9 protein-coding genes and 1 tRNA gene are annotated in these 11,897 nt (G+C 31.8%); 8 read left to right on the top strand and 2 right to left on the bottom strand.

Features of this window, described 5'->3' with window-relative positions; translation table 11 throughout:
• Nucleotides 1-46: 46 nt before the first annotated feature.
• Both manA and ACYSNU_RS07210 read right to left on the bottom strand, forming a co-directional pair.
• Complete coding sequence (gene manA / locus ACYSNU_RS07215; protein ID WP_461736502.1) at nt 47-997, bottom strand: mannose-6-phosphate isomerase, class I; 951 nt, start codon at nt 995-997, stop codon at nt 47-49.
• An 81-nt stretch (nt 998-1,078) separates the two neighbouring features.
• Nucleotides 1,079-2,107, bottom strand: coding sequence for a serine hydrolase domain-containing protein (locus ACYSNU_RS07210; RefSeq protein ID WP_461736501.1), 1,029 nt, complete (start codon nt 2,105-2,107; stop codon nt 1,079-1,081).
• Nucleotides 2,108-2,293: 186 nt separating this feature from the next.
• Between ACYSNU_RS07210 and ACYSNU_RS07205 the strand changes: the two genes are divergently transcribed.
• From ACYSNU_RS07205 to ACYSNU_RS07170, 8 genes are all read left to right on the top strand, one after another.
• Nucleotides 2,294-2,366 (top strand) — tRNA-Thr (locus ACYSNU_RS07205).
• Nucleotides 2,367-2,813: 447 nt separating this feature from the next.
• Nucleotides 2,814-3,461, top strand: coding sequence for a hypothetical protein (locus tag ACYSNU_RS07200; protein ID WP_461736500.1), 648 nt, complete (start codon nt 2,814-2,816; stop codon nt 3,459-3,461).
• A gap of 284 nt (nt 3,462-3,745) precedes the next feature.
• Nucleotides 3,746-6,856: a DNA methyltransferase gene (locus ACYSNU_RS07195; protein ID WP_461736499.1), complete on the top strand. Its 3,111-nt coding sequence runs from the start codon at nt 3,746-3,748 to the stop codon at nt 6,854-6,856.
• Between the two features lie 704 nt (nt 6,857-7,560).
• Nucleotides 7,561-7,716 carry a hypothetical protein gene (locus ACYSNU_RS07190; protein WP_461736498.1) on the top strand — a complete coding sequence of 52 codons (156 nt, stop codon included), beginning with the start codon at nt 7,561-7,563 and terminating at the stop codon, nt 7,714-7,716.
• Between the two features lies 1 nt (nt 7,717).
• On the top strand, nt 7,718-8,497 hold the full coding sequence (locus tag ACYSNU_RS07185) for a hypothetical protein (protein WP_461736497.1): 780 nt from the start codon (nt 7,718-7,720) through the stop codon (nt 8,495-8,497).
• A gap of 56 nt (nt 8,498-8,553) precedes the next feature.
• Nucleotides 8,554-8,859 (top strand): hypothetical protein, encoded by a 306-nt coding sequence (locus tag ACYSNU_RS07180; RefSeq protein WP_461736496.1) that lies wholly within the window; start codon nt 8,554-8,556, stop codon nt 8,857-8,859.
• Nucleotides 8,860-9,237: 378 nt separating this feature from the next.
• Nucleotides 9,238-10,887: a hypothetical protein gene (locus ACYSNU_RS07175; RefSeq protein WP_461736495.1), complete on the top strand. Its 1,650-nt coding sequence runs from the start codon at nt 9,238-9,240 to the stop codon at nt 10,885-10,887.
• Entirely contained in the window at nt 10,887-11,849 is a 963-nt protein-coding gene (locus tag ACYSNU_RS07170) for a DUF6998 domain-containing protein (RefSeq protein ID WP_461736494.1), read from the top strand. Before ACYSNU_RS07175 ends, ACYSNU_RS07170 begins: the two co-directional genes overlap by 1 nt.
• Nucleotides 11,850-11,897: the final 48 nt, after the last annotated feature.

Raw genomic sequence — 11,897 nt, 5'->3', positions numbered from 1 at the left:
AAAGCACCGACCCCAGTGCTGCTTTTTTATTCATTCTGAAACTAAATTATTTTTTTCCAGGTTCAGAAGCAATCACAATCATTGCCCCTTTGACTTTCCACTCGTCGATACCATTAGGAATAATACAACTACTGCCAGCTGTCAACGGATATTCTTGACCGTCAATGACTAATTGACCGGCGCCGTCTGTCACGGTCATCAGCGTATACGGTGCATGGGCCTTAACGGTAAGACTGCCGGCCACTTGCCATTCATAGACATTGAAAAAAGCTGATTCAATATACGTGATGATTGAGGATTGTCCTTGCCGCACTTCCTTGACATTTAAAATTGACGTGTCACCAGGAATCGTCGTCACATCGATTGATTGTTGGATGTGGAGCTCCCGCGGATTACCTTGATCATCTTTGCGATCATAATCATAGACCCGATAAGTGGTATCTGAGCTTTGTTGCGTTTCTAAAATTAAAATTCCTTCGTTAATCGCATGAATTGTCCCACTAGGCACATAAAAGAAATCGCCTTTTTTAACCGGCACTCGCTTCAATAAATCATCCCAACGGCCTTCATGAATCATCTCAGCCAATTCTTCCCGTGTTTTTGCGTGGTGTCCGTAAATAATTTCCGAACCAGGCTCCGCATCGATAATGTACCAGCATTCAGTTTTCCCAAGTTCCCCTTCATGGGCCATTCCATAGGCGTCATCTGGATGAACTTGTACAGATAAATCATCTTCTGCATCCAAAATTTTGGTTAACAAAGGAAACACTGGTTCACTTGAATGGCCAAATAGTTCCTGATGCTCTTGCCATAAATCATCTAAGCGCTGCCCTTTGAACTTGCCATTTTCAACGGTAGATACGCCGTGGGGATGAGCGCTGATTGCCCAATCTTCGCCAATTTTTTCATTGGGTAAATCAAAGCCAAACACCGTATGCAGACGGTTGCCGCCCCAAATTTTTTCTTGAAAAACTGGTTTTAAAAATAATGGTTCCATGACTGACTCCTCTTTCTTCATTGTCTAATAAAAAACATCTAAATCGCTTTACTTTCCTCGAAAATTATACCACAGCTTTTCTTAAAACGGTTTATTTTCCTGTAGCTCAGCTAAATAAACTGTCAACAACTGATTGCGTTTTTCAATGTATTGATTTCGTTGATCAAGGGGATGCACTCGATTCGATAAAAAAATGAAACTAGTACCGGCAAGCAAGTCCATCAAGATAAAAGTCCCCGTATAACCTGTGTGAAATAACATTGGTTTTCCCGCAGTCCCTTGATAACGAATATCCCAGCCTAAGGAACGGTTGACATTTTTTAAAGGTGTCTGATCTTGCAACAGTCCAGTAATCGTGGTCTTTTTTAAAAATTGCCCCGATTCCGTTTCACCAAAATTTAAATACATCTCCGTAAATTTACTGACATCACCTAACGTTGTAAAAAGGCCGGCATTGCCAGCATGCTCTGCTAAAACTCGCGCCTTCGGGTCATGGGTCACACCTTTCAAAATGCCTAACTGCGGATGATTTTCTGTCGGTGCTACAAGACTGACATCAGTAAGTAAAAAGCCGCTATCTGCCATTTTCAATGGTCGTAAAACTTCTTCTTCAAAAATCGTCACTACCGGTTTTTGAAAAATTTTTTCCAGCATAAAACCTAATAAAATAGTGCCTGCATCCGTGTACTGCATTTTTTTCCCTAAATCAGCTCCCGGCTGTAATTGGTAATATGCTTGACGCAATTCTAAAGCCGTCAGCTGATCTCTCTGAGGAATATAAGTCTGAATATCTGACGTGTGGGTCAGAAGATGCCGCAAAGTAATGCTATCATTTTCAAATTCTGGAAGATATTTTTTCAATGGCGCATCTATCTGCAATTTCCCCTTTTCTAACAACTGCAAAACAACAGTTGTCGTACAAATAACCTTTGTTAAAGAAGCGACATCAAATATAGTCGTAAGCTCCATACTTTCTTTACTTGGTAATAGCTGACGCCAGCCAAGGGCTTGGTGCTCAACGGCCTCTGGGGTTCTAAATTGATAAACGGCTCCTGGGAAAATTCCTTCTGCCATAAATTTTTGAATCAATGCCTGAGTTTTCGGATACATCGCTTCACATCCTTTTTTTAATCTTAACAAAGCACTTCGATAAGATAAATCCAAAATAAGTTTAACAAAGAAAACTTAAACTACGCCAAACTTTTAGAAAAAAATTGTTTCTCAAAAATATTTTTTCTAAAAGCATTGACAACAATCGCCTTCTTGGTTATCCTATATCTTGTGTTCAATCACTACGCCGCTTTAGCTCAGCTGGTAGAGCGCATCCATGGTAAGGATGAGGTCAACGGTTCAAGCCCGTTAAGTGGCTTTATAAAATAGTCTGTAAAACCCTATTAAATTAGGATTTTCAGACTATTTTTTGTTTTTCTTTTGTTATTCAATTTTCGTGATTTTTTGTGTCAACTCTACATTTTTAACCAAAAATAAAAAAAATTGAGTAGACTCTTGAGTAGACTATTTGAGTAGACTTTCTACTCTCCAAAATTTTCTAGTTCTTGGGACCGTAAGTCAAAATAAAATTATGAGTATAATAAGAGAGTAGACAACATTTAAGATTTTTCTTCATGAGTAGACTTTTGAGTAGACTTTACCGTTTTTCCTTGTATTTTGAAACGGTATAAATAACTAAGATTTTAAGGATAAACAAATAACAATGTTGACATAATAGATTTCATTTAAAAAAAGACTTGCTACAGATAACATACAGAGCTATCCTACAGACGTTAAATAAGTTAAAAATAGGAGGATGATTCATATGTCAACAACTTCAAATGTTAAATTAGCTTTGAAAGGTATTCTAAGTGACGGTAAAGGACGCACACACGGCGAACTATGGAAAGAGCTTATTGGTATTGCTACCTTAAAAGTTCAGTTAATTAAGCCAAATGGTATTGAAAGAAAAGGTGTTTTAAGTGGCATTTTTACTCGAGTTCAACAAGGAAAAGAAGAAGGATTTAGGATTGTCAAAAAAGATGGAAAGTCTGTAATGGTTTACTCTATCAACAAAGCTAATACGCTATTAAAGCTTACAGATAACTATTTACAAGATGTTACATCTATCAAGTTTAGTGAATCGGAACTAACTGATGATAATAAAAAATTGATAAAAGGGTTCCAAGATGCTTGTAATACCCTTGCTAATCTTAAACCAGATTTGAAAATAATAGCAAGCAGTATTGATAAAAACGGAACTTCATTAAAAACGAATACGGAAGATAATCACGATGCCAAAATGGCATTAATTCAAGTATCTGAAGTCAACAAAAGTAGCAATTCTCAAAACAAGTTGGATGATAATATAGAATTATCTACTATTAATAAAGACAACAAGTCAGCTAAAAAAGATAAATCTGACTCATTGAAACTTAAACAGACAGCAAATAAAACCACTAAATCAAAATAGAAATTTAAAAAGAAGCCAGCTGGCTTCTTTTTTTTATCCAATCCTCTCCCTCATATTCATCACTACGATATAAACCATATCATAAACAATCAGGAATAAAGTCACTGGTCAGTACATGAATCATATCATTTCGAGTCAACAAAATGATATAAGTATAATATATATAGCAGATGAAAACGCTAGTGATAATCATGCTCTTAATTCAAGGCAAATTATTGATAATGATAACGCTTGTAATCGTTTTAATGATAAAATGGAATAAAAACGGAATAAAGGTGATTTCCTTGGCGGAAAAGGATTATGTTAGCAGTTTGATGATTCAAAAATATGAAAAACAATTAGATAAACTTATTAAAGATAAAGTTTCAAAGAATTTTTTTATTGAAACAAAAGATAAAACACTTAAAGAAAATAACAAGCAGCTTATCCAAAGATTGAAGGTTCAATTAAAAGAAGCAATTGAATTTGCCATCAATAAATATAGAGCCACTCTAAATGAAGATTTTCAGCATCCAAATTTATATCATGCTTTTTTAGGTTTTGATAAAACTTTTGAAAGTTTATCAAATAAGTACTTCTATGTTTATAATTCCTCAGTATCAGAATTTCTTAACGATAAACTTTATTTAGAACTAACTTCTGAAGAAAAAAAAGCTATTAATAATGTAAACAAAACAATTGAACAATTAGAGTTATTGCAAATAGAACTTAAAAGCTTGAGGGACTTGCATGATATTTATGCTTTGATGGATGAAGATGAATTCAATTCTCTACATATTGATTTATTCTTACATGAAGAAAAAATCATAGAGACAGAAAATAAAATTGAAGAATTACAGAGAAAATTTAACGATGCTCTTAGTACAAATGAGTCGAATGAGTCGAAATTTGAATACAAATATCCAGAGCTACAAAGTTTAAATTTAGATAATATTTCTGACTTTATAAAAGAATACATTTCCATTGATATTAAGGCTTTAAGACGATACTACGAGCTTGAAGGCTTCGATAAAAGTGAAGAAAAATTACATGAGTTAAAACTTGGAAATACAGAATTCAATCAGATTTACAATGTTGGTTACGAGGAACTACATAAGAGCCTTGAATTAGGTTATAACACTGTAGATGTTGTATTAACAGACCCTCCATATTTCATTGGTATGGCGAGTTGGGACGATAAAGCTACTGTTACTGACCGAAGTAGATATTTTTATAATTACCTAAAATCGTTAATGCCTATTTTACATGAAGAGAGTGTTGTCATGATTTTTAATGATTACTCAAATGTAGATGTAATTCAAACTGCTTTTGACGAAATAAAGATAGACCTGTCAAACGAGGACCTATTTTTTGATTACACTAACATCTTACCTCAATATGCTAATCCTGAAGACCTATTTAATTTTACGGTTGTTGGCTATGTTGAATGGACAAAATCAAACTCAACTTCTCTAAGAGCTCAGGGAAAAGATAAATCAACAATGGGTAGCTATCAAGGTTCAGAATACTTAATCATAGCGATTAACAATATTGATACTAACCCAAAAACCAAAAAATTTCTGAATTTAGAAAAAGAATCTCGTGAAATATACGCCTCAGTTAACGAAGACTCTGTAATAAGAGATAGAGATGGCAGAATACATTCAACAACAAAAAAAGCAAAAGTTATTGAAGAAATCATACAACGATTTACAGAACCAGATGATAAAGTTTTGGATAGTTTTTCAGGGTCAGGAGCTATAAGTTTAGCGTTGATGGAAAACGGTCGGAAATTTATCGCATCAGAAATTGATAGATATATGTATCAACTTTCCATTTCAAGATTATATAGCGTAGAAGGATTAATTGGAACTCGGCCTTTCCCAATAAACATCATAGAACCTTTTAAAATTGAAAAGAGTTTCATTTATCAAAAATTTGAAAATTTGATTGAAGAAAACTATACAAATTATATCTATGCATTAGACTATGAAACGAGAATATCTTATTGTAGAGAATCTTTAACTGCCATTTCAAGTAAGTTCGGTAAGTTGAATATTGAAATTAAAGAATTGACCCAAGATGAATTGAGTTTTCTAATCGGATTTTATGGACACTACATGGATTCTTTTGAATTCCATAGAATTTTTGGAACGAGTCGTCTAAGTCCAGACAAAATTTTTAAACTGTTTTCCAATTATAAAGAAATTGAGGAATTACAGAAAAAGGAAGATGATTTATTACTGAACGAACCAATTCTTTTTCAAGGAGATGCTCTGAGTTACCACGACTTTTTAAGTATTTATTATTCGGAAAATATTTCTCCCAAAAACCACGTTTTAATGAAAAAAGCTTTACACAAACACACAAGTAAAATCAAGAAACTAAAAATTCCAATTTCTAAAGAAATTAAAAAACTTGAAGGTGAAGGTAAATTTATCATTGATAAAGTGGTTAGGTTTTACTACCTTACATTAGCACCATTTAATATTGATATTGATGAAGCTATTAACTTTTACAAGAATGGTTATAGAGCTTTTGCGAATTACAAAAATAAAACGATAGCTGAAAAGCAAGATGCTCAAATTAAATATATGAACTATTTAAAGAAACTTGCTAAAGTTCTACTTTCTTATGAAGACAAGGCTCAAAAATTATTGGTACAAAGAAAAAGTGTATCTGACAATAAACTAAATCAAGTAAGATATTACTATAAAATATTGGCAAAAGTTTTTGGTTACCTTGTTTATTTATCTGAAATAACCGATTATCCAGAGGATGATATTATCATTCAGTCAAAGAAACTATTTGGGAAATACATTCATTTAGTTTCTGGCAAAGAGAGAAGCCTTCTTCTTACAAAATTAAATTTGAATTTATCTCAGGAAATACCTAATGGATTAAATAAAACTATTCAAAACTCAATTCAGATTGGTCTGATAGAATTAACCCAATTATTAAGGAATCCGTTTATTATTGAAGAATTTGAATATAGTGATATTTACAGCAAAACAAATTCTGTAACAGGTAAAGACAATATACTAGGTATTTTGGATTATGCTACTTATAGTAAAGAATGTGAAGATACAGATAAAGAAGGGCATCCTAAACTAGGGGAAGATGGTAAACCTAAAATTAAAAAAGTAGAGGTCCGATTTAATTCTTTGACACCTTCAGAACTCAAAATCTCTTTAAATCGATATTTTGAGCGGTGTTATGCGGAGCTATTTATTGAAGAAGTTAAAGAACCTAATTCGAAACTTTTTAAAGAAGTAAAAAAGATTTATTTACAAGGGAATAAAGAGCCAAAGGAAATTGCCAAAATTTTGAATCATTCCAAAAAAGATACAATTTACAAGCATGTAGAGATAATTAAAAAGTTGGAAAAACAAGGTTCACAACAAGAAAATAGATAAATGCGGAACAATCCTTAATATAAATACGGAACAAATTTCCATTCGCTAAGTACACTATTATTGATATCCCCTATTAAACTAGTTATTGTTGGTGAATGCAAAAATTAGTCTTAGCTACAATTTACCATTTACCAAATAAAAACTGACTAACAATGGTACCAACAGAAAAAATTCCTGTTGGTACCATTGTTTATTTAGAAGTATCTTTTGGGTTAAATTAGGTCTTTCTATCTTTTCTTAAGATTTTCTTAATAATTAGTATTCGTCAAAAGAAGAATTATTCCTCTACTGAAATGTTTCTAAAATAACTGACTCAACAGTTCAAAAAAATTGCATAAGTTGTCCCGTTAGTTTACTTCTTTTTTTTGATAAAAATTCCAAATAAATGATAAAAAAGACTTGAAAAGAAATTTGATGAGAGCTACAGTGTAGACGTAGATAAGATAACAAAAAAAATCCATTAGAAGAGCTATAAACTAACAATAAAACATAATAATAAAACAAACACTCAACCTTTTAACCAAATACTACATACATAATACATACATAGGTTAAAGCAATCATAGCTGTTTAGCTTAAACCAAAATAATGAAAGGAGGAAAAATGTATTAGGTAGTATTTTATAAACTTAGGTCTATTTATGCTGCCCAAAAATGAAAGGAGCTATGAAAACACTAATTAAAAATAGAAAGAGGGAATTAAAAATGGCAAAACAAATGACAACAAAAGAATACAGGAAATGGGTGGTGAACAAAGATAAGCCAACAAAGTTGAAGGCACTTATAGTTTATGTAGGTAGTAAAGGAACTGTAGCAACTATTGAATTAGTAGAAATTACATTACAGAAAAGGGGGAAATAAAATGATTGAAATTTTTGAAAAAGAAAATATTGAAACTTTAGGTGAAAATGCATTACAAGCAAAATATGGAATATTTAATCCATTATTTATAGTGGGGAATGGAAGAACAATAGAATTTATTGATAAAGATAGTGGTGATGTGGTTTCAGTGTATAAGTTAGATGAGAATCTAAAGGGTTTCAGGCAAATTTCTAACAGTATCAGTAAGCATTTAGATGATAATTTTGTTGCTTCAAAAATTTATAAGGTAGGAGAATCCATTCAAGGTATTTCTCAACATTATGAAGGTGGTCAAGTAGTAGTCAATGACCAAGGAATCAATGTGTTAATTGCAATGCCAAACATTTGCTCAAAAGAACGAAGAGCTTTTAAGAATGGACTACTCAAAGTCCATGTAGGGATTTTCAATCATAATTTGCCAATTATTAGTTTTAGGACTGATAACATTTTCTTTTTTGATACAGAGATTATGTTGGAATCTGTGTACGGCAATGGAACCATTAGTAAAGACTTTAATACCCAACGGGACTTCTTAACATCAAATCGGGTTGTTTTGCAAAAAAATCTTGAAGAAAGAAAAATCACATTTTATTTTAGTGATTCACAAAAAAATGAAGTAGTGGCAGTTAGGAAAGGTATACTCTCTCAAAAGTATGTGAATAATTGTATGGCAATTATTCATCAAGAAGGAGACCTTGAAAAACTGATACATGACTTACTTTATTATCATGTACTAAATGATGCTGTTACAACACTAAGAAACCATGGTGAGTTTATTTAGAATATCTAAAAATGAAAATAACATATGAAAATAGAAAAAGAAAGAAGGAATAGGAAATGGAAAAAATTATAGAAGGAAAAATTTATAGTACGGAAACGGCAATTTTAATTGCCGATTGGAGTTATGGATATAGAAATGATGCAAAGTACATTCATGAAGAGTTATATTTGAGTAAAAAGGGTCAGTGGTTTATTTTCGGTGAAGGAGAATCAAGTTCTGATTACGGTTTGCAGGTTGCAACAGGTACTTTTTCTAGTTCGGAAAAATTGTATTTGGTCGATGAAGAAGATGCTAAGGATTTCCTTGAAGAGCATGGAGATGCAGATATTTACCAAAAATATTTTGAAGTAGAAGAGGGATAATAACAAGAAATACTAATCCGCACAAAAACTGCTGGGAGCCATTCTGGGTCGTTTTAAGATAACAAGGTTCATTTATACCAAAGTTATTTCAAAACTACCCAAAACGGCACTGGTTGTGACACGTTGTAGTTCAAACTAAATTTATCAACAGGAACCATTCTCAAATCTTTAATCATCAATGATACACATGAAAGTAAGATTTAAACTAGCAAACACTTAGGTGAACCTATCAAACTGAGTCAACAGTTTGATATAAGTATAATATATATAGCAACTAAAAACGAAGTGTTAGTCATTAGATAAAGAGAAGCAAAATTTTGGTAATACGAATATCTAAACAGAAAGGAAGTGATTAAGATAACAACTAATGAGGAAAAATTGAGTCGAGATGATTATATGAAAATAATAATGGGTAGTAATGGAATTCCAGAAAAATATATAGTTGACCCTTTACAACACAACAAAGATTATCGGCCAGATATTTTACAAAAACGAGATTACTCAAACACAGATAAAATTCTAACAAATAAACCATTCAGGGCAAAAAATATTTTTCAGTTAATAGACGAGCTGAACCAAGTTGCCCAAAACTACACTACTGAAACAGTTATAGACCAAAGAAAAGTTGCTAATGTAATCTCTACATTCTTTGCTGATTTATATGATGGGGTTGACAGACACAAAATTTATTTAACAAAAAATATACAATTCAAAGAAGAACTGGTACAAGTAAATATTAATATTGCGGAACTGCTAAAAAAGGGAACATTCCAAGATTATTTAAAAAATGAGTTCAGTAACAACTTAGAGAACATCTACTATACGCCAAACATTTTTAAGCTTACTGCAACAGGCAAGAGCAAAGTTAACACCGCTATTTTGAATTGTTTATGGGCAGATGTAGATGAGGATGATTTAACTGCAAAAGAATTAGAAGCAAGGATAGCCGAAAAAGGTTTGCCCGAACCCTCTTTTATAATTAGTAGTGGCCATGGTTATCACATTATATGGAAATTGCGACCTTTTATTATACTAAGTGGAAAATACAAAACTTCTTTTTTAAAAAAATGGAAGAGAATCATTGAATATATCAACAATGATTTAAGTGCTGATGGCAACGCAATATCTGAAGAAAAATATCTTCGTTTACCGTATACAATAAATAATAAAAGAAACAGCAAAGCTATTTGTATGAGTTCAATCGTTAAGTACCAACCACAAAATTCTTATAATATCACTGAGTTTTATTTCAAAAAAGAAATAGAATGGAAAGAGTATTGGAAAGAAATTTATTTTAAAAACGGAAGTTTTTATAATTTAAATACGGAAGTTAAAAAAAGCAAAAAAATTACTCACAGTGTGGAGAATTGGAGTTTGACTGTCAACCGTGTTAAGGCTCTAAAAGATTGGCTAAAGATGAGAAACTATAATATTGAAGGCAAGCGAAATACCTTTTTGAGAATCATGCAGATGGGTAACCAGAATATCAAAGAGATAAACAAAATGTTCACATCACCCCTTGAAGAGTATGAACTTGATAATATAATTAAGAACTTTTATAACCAAAAGAATAAAGGTAACTATTTTATCATGCCTAATAAGCAAAAGATTATTGAGATGTTAGGAATAACCACTGAAGAAGCAGAGCAATTAGATACCTTTAAAACTGATGAATATTATACTAATGAGAAATTTGATAAATATTGTACGACTATAAAAAAATCTTTAGTCAAAGTGGCTACGTATAAGTACTTGCAAAAATATAAAGGCCTGTTGAAAAATTTAATTGGTGTAGTTGGTAGCACTAAACAAAATATTTCACTTCTAAAAAAGAAATCCACAGCAGAAAATATCGAAAAGGAGCTAAACAGAATTGATAGGAATCTTAAAAAGCTTGAAAAAGAACCATTAAATCTGAATCAACGACAATACCTTGATAAAATTATTGAACAAAAAAAACTTTTAAAGGGTGGTTTGGGACAAAAAGAACTGGTAACATTAATTAAAAAGCATAGGGGTGATGAATAATGATGACTCCAGAAGATATTCGTGAATCTTTAAAAGAAAATATTGAATTTCTAAAAAAAGAATTGAAACGTGGTGCTCCACTTGGCGAGCTTCGTCATTTAACTGGTAGAATTGGAGAACTATATGTTGCCAATAAATACAACGGTGAAATGGCAATTTACACAAATCAATCTGGCTTTGATGTAAAAGCACCTGATGGAAAGAGGATAAGTGTAAAGACAACTAGTTCTACTAACGGCTCCCATCAGTTTTTCTTTAATAAAAACACTTTAGATGAAGTAGACCATGTAGTGATTTTAAGAATCTCAGATACAGCAAATATTACTACACTTTTTGATGCAAGTGTAAAAGATGCCAGAAAATTAATGGTTGAAAGAGGAAAATATGCCATTAGTCAAAGTAAACTAAGTAATCAAAAAAAATATTTATCAGAAGGGTCTGGCTTTGAGAAAGAACTGGTAGTTTCCACTAATGTAGATTTAGCTTCCATGGATTATTATGAGTTTTCAATTGATGGTACTCTATATGGAATGTTTAAAAATAATAATTTGATACGGCTACAAAAGAATCTAAAACTTGTTAAATCAGTGAAACCGGAATTAAGAAATATGTGTTTTCTTCTGAGAATTCCTGTTACCTATTCTGGTAGTGGGGGTGATGCCATCACAAATAGATTATACTCAAGTAAAATATTAAAAAAATTAGGCCTCACAGATACTAAAGATATTGAGTTTAGGAACTATGTATTTGCTTTAGATGGAACTGTATTCGCTTTGTATTATGAGAATAATAATGAGAATAGAGTTAGATTGATAGAAAACGGAACAAAAGTATCTGCAGTAAAACCTAAACTAATAGAAATATCCTCATATTTAGATTTGGATATCTATCGCTCTGATGATAATAAATATACAAACAAACAATATGCAAAAAAAATCCTTCACAAACTTAACTTAGAATGAGAAAAATCAGATATAGTGAAACTTCTTTTTGATTGAAACTTGTAATAT

The organism is Enterococcus sp. LJL120, from assembly GCF_054871765.1.
This window is presented reverse-complemented; position numbering and strand designations above follow the sequence as displayed.

Coding starts and splice junctions, on each gene's coding strand:
- manA (WP_461736502.1), bottom strand. CDS start 997: ATGGAACCATTATTTTTAAAACCAGTTTTTCAAGAAAAAATTTGGGGC.
- ACYSNU_RS07210 (WP_461736501.1), bottom strand. CDS start 2,107: ATGTATCCGAAAACTCAGGCATTGATTCAAAAATTTATGGCAGAAGGA.
- ACYSNU_RS07200 (WP_461736500.1), top strand. CDS start 2,814: ATGTCAACAACTTCAAATGTTAAATTAGCTTTGAAAGGTATTCTAAGT.
- ACYSNU_RS07190 (WP_461736498.1), top strand. CDS start 7,561: ATGGCAAAACAAATGACAACAAAAGAATACAGGAAATGGGTGGTGAAC.
- ACYSNU_RS07185 (WP_461736497.1), top strand. CDS start 7,718: ATGATTGAAATTTTTGAAAAAGAAAATATTGAAACTTTAGGTGAAAAT.
- ACYSNU_RS07180 (WP_461736496.1), top strand. CDS start 8,554: ATGGAAAAAATTATAGAAGGAAAAATTTATAGTACGGAAACGGCAATT.
- ACYSNU_RS07170 (WP_461736494.1), top strand. CDS start 10,887: ATGATGACTCCAGAAGATATTCGTGAATCTTTAAAAGAAAATATTGAA.